The organism is Streptomyces sp. NPDC050738 (assembly GCF_040654175.1).
Taxonomy (GTDB): domain Bacteria; phylum Actinomycetota; class Actinomycetes; order Streptomycetales; family Streptomycetaceae; genus Streptomyces.
In genome coordinates this window covers 175099-195722 of record NZ_JBFAHN010000006.1, presented here as the reverse complement: position 1 = coordinate 195722, position 20624 = coordinate 175099, and the positions used below count along the sequence as shown (strand labels likewise).

At 67.8% G+C, this 20624-nt stretch carries 20 protein-coding genes; all 20 read left to right on the top strand.

What is annotated here, in order from left to right; translation table 11 throughout:
* Positions 1-3 precede the first annotated feature (3 nt).
* Positions 4-2043, top strand: a complete 2040-nt coding sequence (gene rho, locus AB0H78_RS17785) for a transcription termination factor Rho (protein ID WP_363235339.1) — start codon at positions 4-6, stop codon at positions 2041-2043.
* Between the two features lie 159 nt (positions 2044-2202).
* On the top strand, positions 2203-3930 hold the full coding sequence (locus AB0H78_RS17780; protein WP_363235338.1) for a trypsin-like serine protease: 1728 nt from the start codon (positions 2203-2205) through the stop codon (positions 3928-3930).
* A 271-nt stretch (positions 3931-4201) separates the two neighbouring features.
* Entirely contained in the window at positions 4202-5320 is a 1119-nt protein-coding gene (locus tag AB0H78_RS17775) for an LCP family protein (RefSeq protein ID WP_363235337.1), read from the top strand.
* Between the two features lie 158 nt (positions 5321-5478).
* The gene (gene rpmE, locus AB0H78_RS17770; protein WP_329122841.1) at positions 5479-5697 is read left to right on the top strand and encodes a 50S ribosomal protein L31; all 219 of its coding nucleotides are present in this window, start codon (positions 5479-5481) and stop codon (positions 5695-5697) included.
* 102 nt (positions 5698-5799) lie between these two features.
* Positions 5800-6879 (top strand): peptide chain release factor 1, encoded by a 1080-nt coding sequence (prfA, locus tag AB0H78_RS17765; protein ID WP_363235336.1) that lies wholly within the window; start codon positions 5800-5802, stop codon positions 6877-6879.
* Between the two features lie 47 nt (positions 6880-6926).
* Positions 6927-7772: a peptide chain release factor N(5)-glutamine methyltransferase gene (prmC, locus tag AB0H78_RS17760; protein ID WP_363235335.1), complete on the top strand. Its 846-nt coding sequence runs from the start codon at positions 6927-6929 to the stop codon at positions 7770-7772.
* A gap of 53 nt (positions 7773-7825) precedes the next feature.
* Positions 7826-8473 (top strand): L-threonylcarbamoyladenylate synthase, encoded by a 648-nt coding sequence (locus AB0H78_RS17755; RefSeq protein ID WP_363235334.1) that lies wholly within the window; start codon positions 7826-7828, stop codon positions 8471-8473.
* On the top strand, positions 8470-9102 hold the full coding sequence (locus AB0H78_RS17750; protein WP_363235333.1) for a protein-tyrosine-phosphatase: 633 nt from the start codon (positions 8470-8472) through the stop codon (positions 9100-9102). Before AB0H78_RS17755 ends, AB0H78_RS17750 begins: the two co-directional genes overlap by 4 nt.
* Positions 9103-9218: 116 nt before the next feature.
* Positions 9219-10484, top strand: a complete 1266-nt coding sequence (glyA, locus tag AB0H78_RS17745; protein WP_363235332.1) for a serine hydroxymethyltransferase — start codon at positions 9219-9221, stop codon at positions 10482-10484.
* Positions 10485-10589: 105 nt separating this feature from the next.
* Positions 10590-11954, top strand: a complete 1365-nt coding sequence (locus AB0H78_RS17740) for an MraY family glycosyltransferase (protein WP_363235331.1) — start codon at positions 10590-10592, stop codon at positions 11952-11954.
* Positions 11955-12213: 259 nt separating this feature from the next.
* Positions 12214-12651, top strand: coding sequence for a hypothetical protein (locus AB0H78_RS17735; RefSeq protein ID WP_363235330.1), 438 nt, complete (start codon positions 12214-12216; stop codon positions 12649-12651).
* A gap of 228 nt (positions 12652-12879) precedes the next feature.
* On the top strand, positions 12880-13689 hold the full coding sequence (gene atpB / locus AB0H78_RS17730; RefSeq protein ID WP_363235329.1) for a F0F1 ATP synthase subunit A: 810 nt from the start codon (positions 12880-12882) through the stop codon (positions 13687-13689).
* Positions 13690-13771: 82 nt separating this feature from the next.
* Positions 13772-14032, top strand: coding sequence for an ATP synthase F0 subunit C (atpE, locus tag AB0H78_RS17725; protein ID WP_363235328.1), 261 nt, complete (start codon positions 13772-13774; stop codon positions 14030-14032).
* Between the two features lie 42 nt (positions 14033-14074).
* Complete coding sequence (locus tag AB0H78_RS17720) at positions 14075-14620, top strand: F0F1 ATP synthase subunit B (protein WP_363235326.1); 546 nt, start codon at positions 14075-14077, stop codon at positions 14618-14620.
* A complete protein-coding gene (locus AB0H78_RS17715; protein ID WP_363235325.1) occupies positions 14617-15432 on the top strand; it encodes a F0F1 ATP synthase subunit delta in 816 nt (271 codons plus the stop codon). The genes AB0H78_RS17720 and AB0H78_RS17715 overlap by 4 nt, the downstream gene beginning before the upstream one ends.
* Positions 15433-15520: 88 nt before the next feature.
* Positions 15521-17116, top strand: coding sequence for a F0F1 ATP synthase subunit alpha (gene atpA, locus AB0H78_RS17710; protein ID WP_363235324.1), 1596 nt, complete (start codon positions 15521-15523; stop codon positions 17114-17116).
* Positions 17117-17136: 20 nt separating this feature from the next.
* Positions 17137-18054, top strand: a complete 918-nt coding sequence (locus tag AB0H78_RS17705; protein WP_363235323.1) for a F0F1 ATP synthase subunit gamma — start codon at positions 17137-17139, stop codon at positions 18052-18054.
* Complete coding sequence (gene atpD, locus AB0H78_RS17700) at positions 18054-19496, top strand: F0F1 ATP synthase subunit beta (RefSeq protein WP_363235322.1); 1443 nt, start codon at positions 18054-18056, stop codon at positions 19494-19496. Before AB0H78_RS17705 ends, atpD begins: the two co-directional genes overlap by 1 nt.
* Positions 19497-19629: 133 nt before the next feature.
* Positions 19630-20004, top strand: a complete 375-nt coding sequence (locus AB0H78_RS17695; protein ID WP_206961010.1) for a F0F1 ATP synthase subunit epsilon — start codon at positions 19630-19632, stop codon at positions 20002-20004.
* Between the two features lie 121 nt (positions 20005-20125).
* Complete coding sequence (locus AB0H78_RS17690; RefSeq protein WP_363235321.1) at positions 20126-20572, top strand: DUF2550 domain-containing protein; 447 nt, start codon at positions 20126-20128, stop codon at positions 20570-20572.
* Positions 20573-20624: the final 52 nt, after the last annotated feature.

Sequence of the window (20624 nt, the reverse complement as noted above, 5' to 3'; positions counted from 1 at the left end):
TTCGTGAGCGACACCACCGATCTGATGGGCGCACCTGCCGACAACAATGTCGACAGCAGCGCGTCCGCCACAGGTGCTGCCCCCAAGCGTCGCCGCTCCGGCACCGGCCTCGAGGGCATGGTCCTGGCCGAGCTGCAGCAGGTCGCGTCCGGCCTCAACATCAAGGGCACTGCGCGGATGCGCAAGAGCCAGCTGATCGAGGTCATCAAGGAGGCGCAGGGCGGTTCGTCGTCCGCGTCCAAGAGCGCCGGCGCCGATGCGGCCGAGACCAAGCCGAAGCGCCGTACCACCTCCAAGGCCCGTACGGGCGACGAGGCCGCCGCAGCTCCTGCCGCCGAGAAGAAGGCGGAGAAGGCCACGGCCCAGCAGCAGATCGACATTCCGGGCCAGCCGGCCAGCGACGACCAGCCGGCCGGTGAGCGCCGCCGTCGTCGGGCCACCGCCCAGGCGGGCAGCCCCGAGACCGCGACCGCCACCGCTGCGGCCGAGGCAGTGAAGACTGAGGTCAAGGCAGAGGCTCCGGCCGAGGCCAAGGCCGAGGCGGCCGTCGACAACGCCGAGGGACGCCGCGACCGGCAGGGCCGTCGCGACCGTCAGGACCGTGGCGACCGCGGTGACCGCCAGGACCGTGGCAACCAGCGCGACCGCCGTGACCGTGGCGGCAAGGGCGACGACCAGCAGGGCGGCGGCCAGCGCCAGCAGCGCCAGGGCGGCCAGCAGGGTCAGAGCCAGAACCAGGGCCAGAACCAGGGTCAGAGCCAGAGCCAGAACCGTGACAACGGCCCGCAGGACGACGACGAGTTCGGCGACGGACGCCGTGGCCGCCGTGGCCGTTACCGCGACCGCCGTGGCCGTCGTGGCCGCGAGGAGTTCGGCAGCGACGCCCCGCCGCAGGTCAACGACGACGACGTCCTGATCCCCGTCGCGGGCATCCTGGACATCCTCGACAACTACGCGTTCATCCGGACCTCCGGCTACCTGCCGGGCCCGAACGACGTGTACGTGTCGCTGGCCCAGGTCCGCAAGAACGGTCTGCGCAAGGGTGACCACGTCACCGGTGCGGTCCGTCAGCCCAAGGACGGCGAGCGCCGCGAGAAGTTCAACGCGCTGGTGCGCCTGGACTCCTCGAACGGCATGGCGGCCGACTCCGGCCGCGGGCGCCCCGAGTTCCAGAAGCTGACCCCCCTGTACCCGCAGGACCGGCTGCGCCTGGAGACCGACCCGAGCATCCTGACGACGCGGATCATCGACCTCGTCGCGCCGATCGGCAAGGGCCAGCGAGGCCTGATCGTGGCCCCGCCGAAGACCGGTAAGACCATGATCATGCAGGCGATCGCCAACGCGATCACCGTCAACAACCCCGAGTGCCACCTGATGGTCGTCCTGGTCGACGAGCGTCCGGAAGAGGTCACCGACATGCAGCGGTCGGTGAAGGGCGAGGTCATCTCCTCGACCTTCGACCGTCCCGCCGAGGACCACACCACCGTCGCCGAGCTGGCCATCGAGCGCGCCAAGCGCCTCGTGGAGCTGGGTCACGACGTGGTCGTGCTGCTCGACTCGATCACCCGCCTGGGCCGTGCGTACAACCTGGCGGCCCCGGCCTCCGGTCGCATCCTCTCCGGTGGTGTCGACTCGACCGCGCTCTACCCGCCGAAGCGCTTCTTCGGTGCCGCGCGCAACATCGAGGACGGCGGCTCGCTGACCATCCTCGCCACCGCGCTCGTGGAGACCGGCTCGCGCATGGACGAGGTGATCTTCGAGGAGTTCAAGGGCACCGGCAACATGGAGCTCAAGCTCGACCGGAAGCTCGCCGACAAGCGCATCTTCCCGGCGGTCGACGTCGACCCGTCGGGTACGCGCAAGGAAGAGATCCTCCTCAACCCGGAGGAGCTCGCCATCGTCTGGAAGCTGCGCCGGGTGCTGCACGCGCTCGACTCGCAGCAGGCGATCGAGCTGCTTCTCGACAAGATGAAGCAGACCAAGTCGAACGCCGAGTTCCTGATGCAGATCGCGAAGACGACGCCGTCGAACGGCAACGACTAACGGCTGGGTAACGACGCTCTGCCGTGAGCGGCCAAGTCCCATGAATCCGCCCCGTCACTCAGGTGACGGGGCGGATTTCTGCATGTAGCATCGATCAGCCGTTCCCATCCCCCCACACGGCGTCAATCTCTGAAGTCCCTTGAATAACAGGAGAATTGCGTGCGTGTGTCACGTCACGGCAGATCAGTGCACAAATTCCGCAGACTCATAGCCGCCGGAGCCGCGGCTCTGGCGCTGCTCGGGGGTGGGCTGGCGTTCAACGCTCAGGCCAGCGACAGCGGCCCGAAATTCCTTCCGCCCAAGGGCACGGAGGTCGTGAAGACCGTCACGGCGTCCCCGAAAATCATCGGTGGGACTTCCACGTCGTTCAGCAGTGCTCCTTGGATGGTGCAATTGCTCTTCGAATGGGACAACGACGGTTCGTTCTACTTCACCTGCGGCGGTTCTCTGATCGCCCCGAACAAGGTGCTCACCGCCGCTCACTGCGTTACCGCGGACGATGGCAGTGTCATGAACTGGACCGGCCACGGTCTGGTTCTCGGCGGCACCGCGAAATTGGTCGGCGGCGGCGGGTCCAAGCCCGAGGGGACGGTAGCCTCCGTCTCCCGTGTGTACCGCGCCGGTTCCTACAACCCGAGCGCCATCGACAACGACGTCGCGCTGTTGACGCTGTCGAAGCCGCTTCCGTACCAGCCGGCTCAGCCCGCCTCCTTCGGCGACACCGCTCGGTACGCCGCCGGAACAGTGGCCACCACCTATGGATGGGGTGTGACCTCGTCCGACGCGGGCACGGCGCAGCTCGCCGACGTCCTCCAGCGGCTGGAGCAGCCGCTGCACTCCGACGCGGAATGCACGGAGAACCTGGACACCGCGGTGAACACGCCGGGTGCCTACAAGGCCGGGCACATGATCTGCGCGGGTGTGGGCGGCACGGACAACGACGCGACAGGCAAGGCGACTTGCCCGGGTGACTCCGGCAGCCCCATGATCGTCAACGGCCGGATCATCGGCCTCACCTCCTGGGGCCCGGCGTCCGAGCAGCAGCTGTGCAATGTCGGCGGCACGTACGACGCCTACACCAAGGTCTCGACGTACAGCGCGGCGATTCAGCCCCGGATCAACGACACCAACTTCAGCCGGGACACCAAGGCGGACCTCTTCGCCCGTACGACCGGCAGCACGGGTTACACCTTCAACTCCAACGGTGAGTCGCTGGCCGCCCGTAAGGCCTTCGCCGGTTCCTACAGCGCGTACAACACCGTCATCCAGACGGATCTGAACCGGGACGGCTACGAGGACCTCGTCGCGAGGGAGAGCTCGACCGGCAACGTCTACTGGCTGCACCGCTCGGCGAGCAGTGCCACGTACGCGAAGACCAAGCTCTTCAGCAACTGGAAGACGGTACGGGCCATCGCGGCCCCCGGCGACGTCAACGGTGACGGCAAGGGCGACATCGTCGCCGTGACCTCGACCGGCGACTTGACCGTGTACCCCAGTTACGGCAACGGGACCTTCGCCACGGCGACCAAGGCCGGCACCGGCTACCAGGTGTACAACCAGGTCCGCGGCAACGGTGACTACACGAACGACGGCAAGTCCGACCTCCTGGTCCGGCGCGGCGGCACCAACGACCTGTACCTGGTCAAGGGCACCGGAAAGTCCACGGCCCCGTTCGAGGCGCCCGTGAAGGTGCGCTCCAACTGGGCGGCGTACAACCTGCTCATCACCCCCGGTGATGTGAACGGGGACGGGAAGGCCGACCTGGTCGCCCGCTCGACCAGCGGTGGTCTGTATCTGCTGAAGGGCACGGGCAAGGGCACCACGGAGATCTTCGCCGCATCGGTGAAGATCGGGTCCGGCTGGAGCGGGTACTACACCGTCGGCTGACCAGAACGTCGTGCGACCCCGGCGGAGATCTTTGCCACACCCACCACCCTCGGAAACGGCTGGCAGCAGTACGGCATCCTCAGCTGATTTCCCAGGTGGGAACCGCTTTTACGGTTCCGCCGGACCAACGCCCTGTCACTCCCGCCCCCAGCGGAGGTGACAGGGCGTTGTGCAACGCTTTGCGCTGTTCCACCGTCTGACAAGTACCGACAGACCATGCCTGACCGTCACGGCAAGGGGTAGCCGGAGCTACAAGGACTCGAGGGAGAGCATGGCCGAGCACACCAAGGAAAGCCGAATACGCAACGGCGGCAAGCGAGCCGCCGGCAAGCGCCGCAAGCCGCGGTCGACGCGCCGCAAGGCGCTCACCGTCACGGCCTGGGTCGCGGCTGCCGTGGTTTTCCTCGGCGGCGGCGGACTCGGATACCTGTACTTCAAGCTCAACGGCAACATCAAGGGCGTCGACATCAACGCCGCGCTCGGCACCAGCCGTCCGGCCCAGGTCGACAACGGTTCGATGGACATCCTGGTCCTGGGCTCCGACTCGCGTGCCGGCAAGAACGCCGAGTACGGGAAGGACGAAGGCGCCTCCCGCTCGGACACCGCGATGATCGTGCACATCAACAAGGGCCACAAGGCCGCCAGCGTCGTGTCCATCCCGCGCGACACCCTGATCACGCGCCCGTCCTGCACCACCACCGACGGCAAGACGGACGCCGGCGGCAAGCGCCTCATGTTCAACACGGCGTACGAGGTCGGCGGGCCCGCCTGCGCGGTCAAGACCGTCGAGTCGATGTCCGGGATCCGCATGGACCACTACATCGAGGTCGACTTCACCGGCTTCAAGAAGCTGATCGACGAGCTGGGCGGGGTGCCGATCACCACGACCCAGGACATCAGCGACAGCAAGAGCCACCTGAACCTGAAGGCCGGCACGCACACCCTCACCGGGGAGCAGTCGCTCGGTCTCGTACGCACCAGGCACGGCGTCGGCGACGGCAGCGACCTCGGCCGTATCCAGCTGCAGCAGGCCTTCATCAAGGCGCTGATCAAGCAGGTCAAGGGCGTCGGAGTCTTCACCAGCCCGAACAAACTGCTCGGCCTCGCCGAGGCCGCCACCAAGGCGGTCACCACCGACTCCGACCTGGCCTCGGTCTCCAGCCTGTCCGGCTTCGCCAACGGTCTGAAGTCGATCAACTCCGGCAACATGAAGATGATCACGCTGCCGGTGCAGTACGACCCCGCGGACCTCAACCGCGTCATCCCGCTGGAAGCCAAGTCCCAGCAGGTCTGGGCCGCCCTCAAGGCGGACAAGGCGATCCCGGCCTCCGCCACCAAGGGCTCGGCCGGCGACACCGGCGGTGCGGGCAAGGTCGTCACGGGCTCGTAGAGCCCCGTACGGAATAGAACCGGCCCTGCCCCGGTTGAGGCAATCGTGCTTGATTTTGAAGCACCGGCCAGTCCTGGCAGACTGGTACGTCGGCCCCGGTTCACGTCTCGGCAATTCCGTCGTGGCGACCCGGCGCCCTCCCGAAACTAGGAGACACCTTGAAGCGCGAGATCCACCCCGAGTACTTCGAGACCCAGGTCAGCTGCACCTGTGGCGCCTCGTTCACCACCCGTAGCACCCTCCCCGGCGGCTCCATCCGCGCCGAGGTCTGCTCCGAGTGCCACCCGTTCTACACGGGCAAGCAGAAGATCATGGACACCGGCGGCCGTGTGGCCCGCTTCGAGGCCCGCTTCGGCAAGGCTGCTGCGTCCAAGTAGCGAGCCATTTGCGCCGGTCTTCGGTCGCTCCCACCGGAGCGACCGGACCGGCGCTTTTGCCGTCCCAGCAGACCTTTCACCAGCAGAAGCAGGAGCCCGAAGATGTTCGAGGCGGTCGAGGATCTCATCGGCGAGCACGCCGAACTCGAGACGAAGCTCGCAGACCCGTCGGTCCACGCCGACCAGGCCAATGCGCGCAAGCTCAACAAGCGCTACGCCGAGCTGACCCCGATCGTCGCCACGTACCGCTCCTGGAAGCAGACCGGTGAGGACATCGAGACGGCCCGCGAACTGGCCGCCGACGACCCGGACTTCGCTGCCGAGGTGAAGGAACTGCAGGGCCAGCGCGAGGAGATCACCGAGAAGCTCAGGCTGCTCCTGGTCCCGCGCGACCCCAGCGACGACAAGGACGTCCTGCTGGAGATCAAGGCGGGTGCGGGCGGCGACGAGTCGGCCCTGTTCGCCGGCGACCTCCTGCGGATGTATCTCCGGTACGCCGAGCGCATCGGCTGGAAGACCGAGATCATCGACGCCACCGAGTCCGACCAGGGCGGCTACAAGGACGTCCAGGTCGCGGTGAAGACCAAGGGCGGCAACGGCGCGACCGAGCCCGGCCAGGGCGTCTGGGCGCGGATGAAGTACGAGGGCGGGGTGCACCGTGTGCAGCGCGTGCCCTCCACCGAGTCCGCGGGGCGCATCCACACCTCCGCCGCCGGTGTGCTGGTCACGCCCGAGGCGGAGGAGGTCGAGGTCGAGATCCACGCGAACGACCTCCGTATCGACGTCTACCGCTCCTCGGGCCCCGGCGGCCAGTCCGTCAACACCACCGACTCCGCCGTCCGCATCACGCACCTGCCGACCGGCGTCGTCGCCTCCTGCCAGAACGAGAAGAGCCAGCTCCAGAACAAGGAGCAGGCCATGCGCATCCTGCGCTCGCGGCTCCTCGCCGCGGCCCAGGAAGCCGCCGAGCAGGAAGCGTCCGACGTGCGCCGCAGCCAGGTGCGCACCGTGGACCGCTCCGAGAAGATCCGCACGTACAACTTCCCGGAAAACCGGATCTCCGACCACCGCGTCGGCTTCAAGGCGTACAACTTGGACCAGGTCCTCGACGGCGACCTCGACGCCATGATCCAGGCGTGCGTCGACGCGGACTCGGCGGCCAAGCTCGCCGCCGCGCAGTAGAAGAGACAGCCCAGCGAAGTCAGCAAGCCCCCCGTACGGAGAACCGCATGAACCTGCTGCTTGCCGAGGTGGCCCAGGCCACCCAGCGGCTGGCCGACGCCGGCGTGCCCTCCCCGCGCTTCGACGCGGAGGAGCTCGCCTCCTTCGTGCACGGCGTCAAGCGGGGCGAGCTGCACAACGTCAAGGACACGGACTTCGACGCCCGCTACTGGGAGACCATCGCCCGCCGCGAGGCCAGAGAGCCGCTCCAGCACATCACCGGACGCGCCTTCTTCCGCTATCTGGAACTCCAGGTCGGACCCGGTGTCTTCGTACCCAGGCCCGAGACCGAGTCGGTCGTCGGGTGGGCCATAGACGCGGTGCGCGCGATGGACGTCGTGGAGCCGCTGATCGTCGATCTCTGCACGGGCTCCGGGGCGATCGCCCTCGCCCTCGCGCAGGAGGTGCCGCGCGCGCGGGTGCACGCCGTGGAGCTGTCCGAGGACGCCCTGAAGTGGACCCGTAAGAACGCCGAGGGGTCCAGGGTCACCGTCCACCAGGGAGACGCCAGGACGGCCCTCTCCGAGCTCGACGGCCAGGTCGACCTGGTGATCTCCAACCCGCCGTACATCCCGCTCACGGAGTGGGAGTACGTCGCCCCCGAGGCCCGCGACCACGACCCCGAGATGGCGCTGTTCTCCGGCGAGGACGGCCTCGACCTGATCCGGGGCATCGAGCGCACCGCCCACCGGCTCCTGGTGCCCGGCGGCGTCGTCGTCATCGAGCACGCGGACACCCAGGGCGGCCAGGTGCCGTGGATCTTCACCGAGGAGCGGGGCTGGGCCGACGCGGCCGACCACCCCGACCTGAACAACCGGCCCCGCTTCGCCACGGCCCGCAAGGCCATGCCGTGATGCGGAACGACACCGGCACCCCAGTCCTGTCCTTGCTCGAGGAGGCCCGCTAAATGGCACGGCGATACGACACCAACGACGCGTCCGACCGCACCACCGGTCTGCGCGAAGCCGCCTCCGCCGTACGCAGGGGCGAACTCGTCGTGCTCCCCACCGACACCGTCTACGGCATCGGTGCGGACGCCTTCTCCTCCGAGGGCGTACGCGACCTCCTGGACGCCAAGGGCCGCGGCCGCAACATGCCCACCCCCGTCCTCATCGGCTCCCCGAACACCCTGCACGGTCTGGTCACCGACTTCTCCGAGCAGGCCTGGGAACTCGTCGACGCCTTCTGGCCCGGCGCGCTCACGCTCGTCGCCAAGCACCAGCCGTCCCTCCAGTGGGACCTCGGCGACACCGCGGGCACCGTGGCCGTACGCATGCCGCTGCACCCCGTCGCCATCGAACTGCTCACCGAGGTCGGCCCGATGGCCGTCTCCAGCGCCAACCTCACGGGACACCCGTCCCCCGAGGACTGCGACGCCGCCCAGGAGATGCTCGGCGACTCCGTCTCGGTCTACCTGGACGGCGGCCCGACCCCGGGCATCGTCCCGTCCTCGATCGTCGACGTCACCGGCAAGACCCCTGTCCTGCTCCGCGCGGGCGCCCTCTCCGCGGAGGAACTGCGCAAGGTGGTACCCGACCTCGAGGTGGCCAATTGACCGCCCCTGAGGGGCGTGGCATAGGCACGGACAGCACCACCTTCCGCATCCTCCACGTCAGTACCGGCAACGTCTGCCGCTCGCCGATCACCGAGCGGCTGACCCGCCATGCCCTCAGCGACCGCCTCGGCGACCCGCTGACGGGCGGGCTGATCGTGGAGAGCGCGGGCACCTGGGGCCATGAGGGCTCGCCCATGGAGGCGAACGCGGCGACCGTCCTGGAGGAGTACGGCGCGGACCCCAAGGGCTTCCTGGGCCGCGAACTCCTCGACGACCACGTCATCCGGGCCGACCTGGTCCTCACCGCGACCCGCGACCACCGCGCCCAGGTCATCTCGATGGGCCACTCCGCGGGTCTGCGCACCTTCACGCTGAAGGAGTTCACCCGTCTCGTACGGGCCATAGACCCCGCCACACTGCCCGACCCCCTCGACGACGGGGTGGTCGAGCGCGCCCGCGCGCTGGTCCGTGCTGCCGCGGCTCTACGCGGGTGGCTGCTGGCCCCCAGCCCCGAGGCGGACGAGGTGAACGACCCCTACGGCGCCCCGATCACCTTCTTCCGCTCCATCGGCGACGAGATCAGCCAGGCCATCGACCCGGTGGTCACGGCGCTCACCGGGGTCAAATAACGCCCCTCCGGCAAAAACCGGGGCAGCGCCCCGGGCGCAGCGGAGCCGCGAAGCACGCACCGCAGGCGCCTCCCGTGCCCCCGGCCTACATTGGTTCCGAGCCGGAGGAGCCAGAGATGTCGCTCACCACAGCATCCGCATCCGTACACAGCCCGCACCTGCCGGGCTTCGACGCGCTGCGCCGCCAGGACCCGGAGATCGCCGACGTCATCCTCGGCGAAGAGGCCCGCCAGGCGGACTCCCTCCAGCTCATCGCCGCCGAGAACTTCACCTCGCCGGCCGTCCTCGCCGCCCTCGGCTCGCCGCTCGCCAACAAGTACGCCGAGGGCTACCCCGGCGCCCGCCACCACGGCGGCTGCGAGCTGGTCGACGTCGCCGAGAAGATCGCCTGCGAGCGGGCAGCAGCCCTCTTCGGGGCCGAGCACGCGAACGTACAGCCGCACTCGGGGTCCTCGGCCGTCCTGGCCGCGTACGCCGCCCTGCTGCGCCCCGGGGACACCGTCCTGGCCATGGGCCTTCCGTACGGCGGTCACCTCACGCACGGTTCGCCCGCCAACTTCTCCGGGCGCTGGTTCGACTTCGTCGGGTACGGCGTCGACGGCGAGAGCGGCCTCATCGACTACGACCAGGTCCGCACCCTCGCCCGCGAACACCGCCCCCGGGCGATCGTCTGCGGCTCGATCTCCTACCCGCGCCACCCCGACTACGCCGCCTTCAGGAACATCGCGGACGAGACCGGCGCTTATCTGATCGCGGACGCGGCCCACCCCATCGGCCTGATCGCCGGGGGAGCGGCCCCCAGCCCCGTGCCGTACGCCGACGTGGTCTGCGCGACCACGCACAAGGTGCTGCGCGGCCCCCGCGGCGGCCTGATCCTCTGCGGCGCCGAGCTCGCGGAGCGCATCGACCGCGCGGTCTTCCCCTTCACGCAGGGCGGCGCCCAGATGCACACGATCGCGGCCAAGGCCGTCGCCTTCGCCGAGGCGGCCACCCCTGCTTTCACCGGGTACGCCCACCAAGTGGTCGCCAACGCCCGGGTGCTCGCCGCCGGACTCGTCGCGGAGGGCCTCCACGTCACCACCGGCGGCACCGACACCCACCTGATCACCGCCGATCCCGCACCGCTGGGCGCCGGAGGCCAGGCCGCGCGCAGCCGGCTGGCCGCCGCGGGCATGGTCCTGGACACCTGCGCGCTGCCGTGGGGCGACGGGCGCGGTATCCGTCTCGGGGTGGCCGCGGTCACCACACAGGGCATGGCAGAGGCCGAAATGGCGCGGCTCGCCGTGCTGTTCGGTGTGATTCTGCGCGAGGAGCGCGACGCCCGGGATGTGCGCGAAGAGGTACGGAATCTCGCACGCGCATACCCGCCATATCCGGGGTAGTCGGGCACTGTGCAACCATCATCGCTACCCGTGTGTCCTCCATGGCATGCACGTGAGAGCTAGGGTGTGGGGCTGAGATGGCCAGCGATACCTGTGGGGCAGCCCGTGCGTGAATACCTGCTGACGCTCTGCGTCACGGCGGCCGTGACCTATCTGCTGACCGGGCCGGTGCGGAAGTTCGCCATCGTGGCCGGGGCAATGCCGGAGATCCGTGCGCGAGACGTACACCGAGAACCGACTCCGCGGCTCGGTGGCATCGCCATGTTCGGCGGTCTGTGCGCGGGTCTGCTGGTCGCCGACCACCTGGTGAACCTGAACGGCGTCTTCACGCTCTCCAACGAGCCGCGCGCGCTGCTCTCGGGGGCCGGGCTGATCTGGCTCATCGGCGTACTGGACGACAAGTTCGAGATCGACGCCCTGATCAAGCTCGGCGGCCAGATGATCGCCGCGGGCGTCATGGTCATGCAGGGCCTGGAGATCCTCTGGCTGCCCATCCCCGGCGTCGGCACGGTCTCCCTGACCTCCTGGCAGTCCACCCTGCTCACGGTCGCTCTCGTGGTCATCACGATCAACGCGGTGAACTTCGTGGACGGGCTCGACGGGCTGGCGGCCGGCATGGTCTGCATCGCCGCCGCGGCCTTCTTCATGTACACCTACCGCCTCTGGTACGGGTACGGCATCGAGGCCGCCGCCCCGGCGACCCTCTTCGCGGCGATCCTGATGGGCATGTGTCTGGGCTTCCTGCCCCACAACATGCACCCGGCCAGAATCTTCATGGGCGACTCGGGATCGATGATGATCGGCCTCGTCATGGCGGCCGCCGCGATCTCGGTCACCGGCCAGGTCGATCCGGACGCGCTCAACCTGAACCTCGGCGGTTCGCGCGCCGCCACCCACGCGATGCTCCCGGTCTTCATCCCGCTGCTGATGCCCCTGACGATCATCGCGATCCCGATGGCCGACCTGGTCCTGGCGATCGTGCGGCGGACCTGGAACGGCCAGTCGCCGTTCGCCGCCGACCGCGGGCACCTGCACCACCGGCTCCTGGAGATCGGCCACTCGCAGAGCCGCGCGGTGCTGATCATGTACTTCTGGTCGGCGCTGTTCGCCTTCGGTGCGCTCGCCATCTCGGTGCAGTCCACCTCGATGTGGGTGGTGCTGGCCATCGTGGTGCTGAGTGCGATCGGTCTCGTACTCCTGCTGCTGCCGCGCTTCAAGCCGCATGCCCCGCGCTGGGCCGAGCGGTTCGTGCCGCCGCGCTACCGGCGGCCGAGGGGAGCGGGGGCCACCGGGTCCGCGGACACCGACGGCGGCGAAGCAGCGGCCGCTGCGGCCGCCGCAGTGGCAGACGCGGAAGAATCGGACGATTCATCTGAAAGGCCGCCAATTCCGGCAGGCGTCAATGGGGCGACCGCAGTTGGCCCCCGTTCGCGCTTCCCCGACCGGCGTAAGGCCGGTACGTCGCGCTGACGCAGGCGTCCAACTGCCGCCATTACCAGACAAAGCGACCTTCCCGCCGCGCAGACGCGCGCATTAACTCTCATGTGTGACGGGCAGCACACCTCCATGGTAAAGACTGCATCAAATAGTTTGTGATACCGTTCACGAAACCCGGCAACAGAGCCGAAGGGCCTTAGTGCGAAGGCCTTTTGGCGCGAGATCACTCTCGGACCGGGCCTACGCTCGTCCATGACGACACCCTGCCCCCACCAGAAGCGGAGCTGCCGCCATGCGGTCCAACGACGCCCAGATCCTCCTTCCCACCGCCCTGCCCAGTGCTGCCGTCGGCCTCGTCGCCGTCGCGATCAGCGCTGTGGTCACGGGCGGTAAGGGTGCGATCGGTGCTGCCGTGGGTGCCGCGCTGGCGATCGCCTTCATGGGGGCCGGGCTGGTGGTGCTGCAACGCACCGCGAAGAGCCTTCCGCATCTGTTCCAGGCCATGGGGATGCTTCTCTATGTGACCCAACTGCTGCTGCTTTTCGTCTTCTTGGGCATTTTCAAGAACACTGAACTTTTCCACTTCAAGGCGTTCGCCTTCGCCCTTCTCGCGTGCACGATCACGTGGATCGCGGCACAGGCGCGCGCCTACATGAAGGCCAAGATCCTTTACGTCGAACCCACTCCGTCCTCGGCCGCGAAGCCCGGGACGAGCGGGTCCCCGTCGTGAACGGTAGGGCCGGGATAAAACGCTGTTCGCGATACTGCTATCGTCCGGTGCCAACTGCGGCACTGCGGGCGCGGGTATCCGAGCTGACGCCTGTCCCAGCGCGAGGCTCGTTGTCGAACCGCCCCGCCCACGTCCGTAAGACCACCAGTCCAGTGCCGACCCGCGGCTTCGCGCCGCGCCGACACAACGAGGTTGCCGTACCTATGCGCCACGCTGAAGGAGCCCGCGGTGAGTGCTGACACAACGCTTGCCTTTGATGCGAGCTGCCACATTTTCTCCGGATGCGGGTTCCCGGCTCCGGGCCTCCACACCTTCCTTTACGAGCCCATGTTCTCGGTGGGCGGCTTCGACTTCACCAAGCCGATGCTGCTCGCGCTGCTGGCCTCGGTCGTGATCGTCGCCTTCTTCTGGGCGGCCTTCAACAAGCCGAAGCTGGTGCCCGGCAAGGTGCAGATGGTCGGTGAGGCGGGTTACGACTTCGTCCGCCGCGGCATCGTGTACGAGATCATCGGCAAGAAGGACGGCGAGAAGTACGTCCCGCTGATGGTGTCCCTGTTCTTCTTCGTGTGGATGCTCAACCTCTGGTCGATCATCCCGCTCGCCCAGTTCCCGGTCACGTCCCTGATCGCCTTCCCGGCCGGTCTCGCGCTGATCGTGTACGTGCTGTGGGTCAGCCTGACCTTCAAGAAGCACGGGTTCGTCGGCGGCTGGAAGAACATCACCGGCTACGACAAGTCGCTCGGCTGGGTCATGCCGCTGGTCGTCGTGATCGAGTTCTTCTCGAACCTGCTGATCCGGCCCTTCACCCACGCGGTCCGGCTCTTCGCGAACATGTTCGCCGGCCACCTGCTGATCGTGATGTTCACGATCGCTTCCTGGTACTTGATGAACGGCATCGGCATCGCCTACGGCACCGTGTCCTTCGTCATGGTCATCGTGATGACGCTCTTCGAGCTCTTCATCCAGGCCGTCCAGGCGTACGTCTTCGTGCTCCTGGCCTCCAGCTACATCCAGGGCGCGCTCGCCGAGAGTCACTGAGCCAGCCCAACCGCTCATCAGTCCAACCAGACGTCCGGTGGCCAACCCCCACCGGGTCCGTGAAAGAGAAGGAAGTAACGGCATGTCCGCTGCTCTCGAACTGATCAACACCGCCGCCGGCTCGGCGAAGACCAACGTCGTCGGCAACGTCGCCTCCATCGGCTACGGCCTCGCGGCGATCGGCCCCGGCGTCGGCGTCGGCATCATCTTCGGTAACGGCACCCAGGCCCTTGCCCGTCAGCCCGAGGCTGCCGGCCTGATCCGTACCAACCAGATCATGGGTTTCGCCTTCTGTGAGGCGCTTGCCCTCATCGGCATCGTCATGGGCTTCGTCTACCAGTAAACCGGCCCGACAAGCCCAACCCCTTTCATGGAAGGCACTGATGTGAACGCTCTGTTCCTTGCGGCGGAGGCGGAGACTCAGAATCCCCTCATCCCGCATCTCGACGAGCTCGTCATCGGTCTGCTCGCCTTTGCCATCGTCTTCGGCTTCCTCGCGAAGAAGCTCCTCCCGAACATCAACAAGGTTCTGGACGAGCGCCGTGAGGCGATCGAGGGTGGCATCGAGAAGGCCGACGCGGCCAAGCTCGAGGCCGAGAGTGTGCTGGAGCAGTACAAGGCCCAGCTCGCCGAGGCACGGCACGAGGCCGCTCGTCTGCGCCAGGAGGCGCAGGAGCAGGGTGCTGCACTCATCCTGGAGATGCGTGCGGAGGGCCAGCGTCAGCGTGAGGAAATCATCGCTGCCGGCCACACCCAGATCGAGGCCGACCGCAAGCAGGCTGCGCAGTCGCTGCGTCAGGACGTGGGCAAGCTCGCCACCGACCTGGCCGGCAAGCTCGTCGGCGAGTCCCTCGAGGACCACGCCAGGCAGAGCCGCACCGTCGACCGTTTCCTCGCCGACCTCGAGGAGAAGGCCGAGGCCACTCGATGAACGGCGCGAGCCGCGAGGCACTGGCCGCCGCACGGACGCGACTCGACGCGCTGACCGACTCCACGTCGGCCGACGCGGCGACCCTCGCCGACGAGCTGGCTGCCGTCACCGCGCTGCTCCACCGCGAGGTGTCTCTGCGCCGGGTCCTCACCGACCCGTCGCAGGCCGGTGAGGCCAAGGCCGAACTGGCAGGACGACTGCTCGGCGGCCAGGTCAGCGGTACGACCGCGGACCTGGTGAGCGGCATGGTCCGCTCGCGCTGGTCGCAGTCGCGCGACCTGGTGGACGCGATCGAGGAGCTGGCGGCCACCGCCGACCTCACCGCGGCGCAGAAGTCGGGCTCGCTCGACAACGTGGAGGACGAGGTGTTCCGGTTCGGCCGGATCGTCTCTTCGTCCACCGAGCTGCGCTCCGCGCTCACCGACCGCACGGCCCCGGCTTCCGCCAAGGGCGAGCTGCTCCGCAGCCTGCTCGGCGGCAAGGCGGACCCGGTCACCGAGCGCCTGGTCGTACGGCTGGTGACGCAGCCCCGTGGACGTAGCCTGGAAGCGGGACTCGAGTCCCTCTCCAAGCTCGCCGCGGAGCGCCGGGACCGGATGGTCGCGGTGGTCACCTCGGCAGTTCCGCTGAGCGACGACCAGAAACTCCGCCTCGGCGGCGTGCTGGCGAAGCTCTACGGCCGTCAGATGCACATCAACCTCGACGTGGACCCCTCGGTCCTCGGCGGGATCCAGGTGCGCGTCGGCGACGAGGTCATCAACGGCTCCATCGCGGATCGCCTCGACGAGGCTTCGCGTCGCATGGCCGGCTGATTCAGCCACCAACTCAACAGTATTGATGACGGCCCGAGTTGGGCCGACTGTAATTGATTCGGCTCAACAAGGAGAGCAGGGAACCCAGATGGCGGAGCTCACGATCCGGCCGGAGGAGATCCGGGATGCGCTGGAGAACTTTGTCCAGTCGTACCAGCCGGACGCGGCCTCGCGCGAGGAGGTCGGAACAGTCAGCGCTGCCGGCGACGGCATCGCGAAGATCGAGGGTCTTCCCTCGGCCATGGCGAACGAGCTGCTGAAGTTCGAGGACGGCACCCTCGGTCTCGCCCTCAACCTCGACGAGCGCGAAATCGGCGCCGTCGTCCTCGGTGAGTTCAGCGGTATCGAGGAGGGCCAGCCGGTGCAGCGCACCGGTGAGGTGCTCTCCGTCGGCGTCGGCGAGGGTTACCTCGGCCGCGTCGTCGACCCGCTCGGCAACCCGATCGACGGCCTCGGCGAGATCGAGACCGACGGACGGCGCGCGCTGGAGCTTCAGGCTCCCGGCGTCATGGTCCGTAAGTCGGTGCACGAGCCGATGCAGACCGGCTACAAGGCTGTCGACGCCATGGTGCCGATCGGCCGCGGCCAGCGTCAGCTGATCATCGGCGACCGTCAGACGGGCAAGACCGCTCTGGCCGTCGACACGATCATCAACCAGCGCGACAACTGGCGCTCGGGCGACGTGAACAAGCAGGTGCGCTGCATCTACGTCGCGATCGGCCAGAAGGGCTCCACCATCGCCTCCGTGCGTGGTGCGCTCGAAGAGGCCGGCGCCCTGGAGTACACGACGATCGTCGCTGCTCCGGCTTCCGACCCGGCAGGCTTCAAGTACCTCGCCCCGTACACCGGTTCGGCCATCGGCCAGCACTGGATGTACGCCGGCAAGCACGTCCTCATCATCTTCGATGACCTCTCGAAGCAGGCCGACGCCTACCGCGCCGTATCCCTGCTGCTGCGCCGTCCGCCGGGCCGCGAGGCCTACCCGGGCGACGTCTTCTACTTGCACTCGCGTCTCCTCGAGCGTTGCGCCAAGCTTTCGGACGAGATGGGCAAGGGCTCGATGACGGGTCTGCCGATCGTCGAGACGAAGGCGAACGACGTGTCGGCGTTCATCCCGACCAACGTCATCTCCATCACCGACGGCCAGTGCTTCCTGGAGTCCGACCTGTTCAACGCGGGCCAGCGCCCGGCGCTGAACGTCGGTATCTCGGTCTCCCGCGTCGGTGGTTCCGCCCAGCACAAGGCCATGCGCCAGGTGTCCGGCCGACTCCGTGTCGACCTCGCCCAGTACCGCGAGCTGGAGGCGTTCGCCGCCTTCGGTTCCGACCTGGACGCGGCGTCGAAGTCGTCGCTGGAGCGAGGTAAGCGCATGGTGGAGCTGCTGAAGCAGGGCCAGTACCAGCCGATGCCGATCGAAGAGCAGATCGTCTCCGTCTGGGCCGGTACCACCGGCAAGATGGACGACGTTCCGGTCGAGGACATCCGTCGCTTCGAGTCCGAGCTGCTGGAGTACCTGCGCCGCGAGCGCAAGGAGCTCCTCACCTCGATCGCCGAAGGCGCCAAGATGTCCGACGACACGCTCGGCTCCATCGCCGACGCGATCGCCGCCTTCAAGCGCCAGTTCGAGACCTCGGACGGCAAGCTGCTGGGCGAGGACACGCCGGCCGTCAACGTCTCCAAGTGACGACGGAAGGGACCTGACTCATGGGAGCGCAGCTCCGGGTCTACAAGCGTCGCATCCGTGCCGTCACGGCGACCAAGAAGATCACCAAGGCGATGGAGATGATCGCCGCCTCGCGCATCGTCAAGGCGCAGCGCAAGGTGGCGGCATCGATGCCGTACGCAACCGAGCTCACCCGTGCGGTGACCGCGGTCGCGACCGGCTCCACCACCAAGCACCCGCTCACGACCGAGGCCGAGGCCCCGACCCGGGCCGCGATCGTCCTCATCACGAGCGACCGCGGTCTGGCCGGCGGCTACTCCTCCAACGCCATCAAGGCGGCGGAGCGGCTGACGGAGCGGCTGCGCGGCGAGGGCAAGGAGGTCGACACGTACATCGTCGGCCGCAAGGGTGTCGCCTACTACGGCTTCCGTGAGCGCAAGGTCACGGAGTCGTGGACCGGCTTCACCGACAGCCCGACCTACGCGGACGCCAAGAACGTGGCAGCGCCGCTGATCGAGTCGATCGGGACGGAGACGGCCGACGGCGGCGTCGACGAACTGCACATCGTCTTCACGGAATTCGTGTCGATGATGACGCAGAACCCCGTCGACGACCGGATGCTGCCTCTCTCGCTCGAGAAGGTCTCGGAGGAGAACGGCACGAAGGGCGAGATCCTTCCGCTGTTCGACTTCGAACCGTCGGCGGAGGACGTCCTCGACGCCCTGCTGCCGCGCTACGTCGAGAGCCGTATCTACAACGCACTGCTGCAGGCCGCCGCTTCCGAGCACGCCGCCCGTCGTCGTGCGATGAAGTCGGCGACCGACAACGCCGGGGATCTCATCAAGAGCCTCTCCCGGCTTGCCAACGCGGCCCGCCAGGCCGAAATCACCCAGGAAATCAGCGAGATCGTCGGTGGCGCCAGCGCCATGGCCGACGCGACCGCGGGGAGTGACAAGTAATGACGACCTCTGTTGAGACGGCCGTAGCCACGGGCCGCGTCGCCCGGGTCATCGGCCCGGTCGTCGACGTGGAGTTCCCCGTCGACGCGATGCCCGACATCTACAACGCTCTGCACGTCCAGGTGGCCGACCCGGCCCAGGACGGCGAGATCAAGACGCTGACCCTCGAAGTCGCCCAGCACCTGGGTGACGGCGTGGTCCGCGCGATCTCGATGGAGCCCACCGACGGTCTGGTCCGCCAGGCCGCGGTGACGGACACCGGCAACGGCATCACGGTGCCCGTCGGTGACATCACCAAGGGCAAGGTGTTCAACACCCTTGGCAAGATCCTGAACAAGCCCGAGGCGGAGGCCGAGGTCACCGAGAGGTGGCCCATCCACCGCAAGGCGCCCTCGTTCGACCAGCTCGAGTCGAAGACCGAGATGTTCGAGACCGGCGTCAAGGTCATCGACCTTCTCACCCCGTACGTCAAGGGTGGAAAGATCGGTCTGTTCGGTGGTGCCGGTGTCGGCAAGACCGTTCTGATCCAGGAAATGATCTACCGCGTCGCCAACAACCACGACGGTGTGTCGGTCTTCGCGGGCGTCGGTGAGCGTACCCGTGAGGGCAACGACCTCATCGAGGAAATGGCCGAGTCCGGCGTCATCGACAAGACGGCGCTTGTCTTCGGTCAGATGGACGAGCCGCCGGGCACGCGTCTTCGCGTCGCGCTGGCCGGTCTGACCATGGCGGAGTACTTCCGCGATGTGCAGAAGCAGGACGTGCTCTTCTTCATCGACAACATCTTCCGTTACACCCAGGCCGGTTCGGAGGTGTCGACCCTTCTCGGTCGCATGCCGTCCGCCGTGGGTTACCAGCCGAACCTGGCTGACGAGATGGGTCTGCTGCAGGAGCGCATCACCTCGACGCGCGGTCACTCGATCACCTCGATGCAGGCGATCTACGTCCCCGCGGACGACCTGACCGACCCGGCGCCGGCGACCACCTTCGCCCACCTGGACGCGACGACCGTTCTGTCCCGTCCGATCTCGGAGAAGGGCATCTACCCGGCGGTCGACCCGCTGGACTCGACGTCCCGCATCCTGGACCCGCGCTACATCGCGAAGGACCACTACGACGCCGCCATGCGCGTCAAGACGATCCTTCAGAAGTACAAGGACCTCCAGGACATCATCGCGATCCTCGGTATCGACGAGCTGGGCGAGGAGGACAAGCTCGTTGTCCACCGTGCCCGTCGCGTCGAGCGCTTCCTGTCGCAGAACACCCACGTCGCCAAGCAGTTCACCGGCGTCGACGGTTCGGACGTTCCGCTCGAGGAGTCCATCACCGCGTTCAACGCGATCTGTGACGGGGAGTACGACCACTTCCCCGAGCAGGCGTTCTTCATGTGCGGTGGCATCGAGGACCTGAAGGCGAACGCCAAGGAGCTCGGCGTCTCCTGAATCCGCTGAGCCTTCGGGCTCACAGGACTCACCGGAGAGGGACGGGGCCCCGTCCCGTCCCTCTCCGTACGCCCACTAGACTTTGACCCAACACCCGGCCGGTGAGGCCGGGTGGTGACCCGAGGAGCCTGTTTTGGCTGCTGAGCTGCACGTCGAGCTGGTCGCGGCGGACCGTAACGTCTGGTCCGGCGAGGCCACCCTGGTCGTCGCGCGGACCACGTCCGGCGACATCGGCGTCATGCCCGGTCACCAGCCGCTCCTTGGAGTGCTGGAATCGGGCCCGGTGACCATCCGTACGAGCGAGGGCGGCACTGTCGTCGCCGCTGTGCACGGCGGGTTCATTTCGTTCGCGGACAACAAGCTTTCGCTGCTGGCCGAGATCGCTGAGCTGGCCGACGAGATTGACGTCCAGCGCGCCGAGCGTGCGCTGGAGAGTGCCAAGTCGGAGGAGGACGCGGGCGCCGAACGGCGTGCCGATGTCCGTCTTCGCGCGGCTACGGGGCAGTGACGCCCCGCAACTGAGAGATTTGACCTCAGCCGCGGCCCGTCCGGAATTTTCCGGACCGGGTCGCGGCTGAGGCGATGCAGCAGCAGGTCCACTACGGCGTGAGGCGAGGAGGTCGGTGTAGATGATCCTCGCTCTGCTTGTGTGCGGCCTGGTCGTCGTGCTGGTGGCGGTGGGACTCTTCGTCTTCGGTCTGCGCCGGCGGCTGATCCAGCGTTCCGGCGGCACGTTCGACTGCAGTGTCCGCTGGGATGTTCCGGAGAAACCGGACCCTTCGGGCAAGGGCTGGGTGTACGGCGTCGCCCGCTACAGCGGTGACCGGATCGAGTGGTTCCGGGTCTTCTCGTACGCCCCGAGGCCCCGCCGGACGCTGGACCGTTCCGCCATCGAGGTCGTCGCACGGCGACTGCCCGAGGGCGAGGAGGAGCTGGCGCTGCTCTCCGACGCGGTGGTGCTCGGCTGTATGCACCGCGGTACGCGGCTCGAACTGGCGATGAGCGACGACGCACTGACCGGATTCCTGGCCTGGCTGGAGGCCGCGCCTCCCGGCCAGCGGGTCAATGTGGCCTAGGCGCATCGGTACGTAGACACGGCAGAAGCCGGGGAGAGTGGGGGCGGACCCC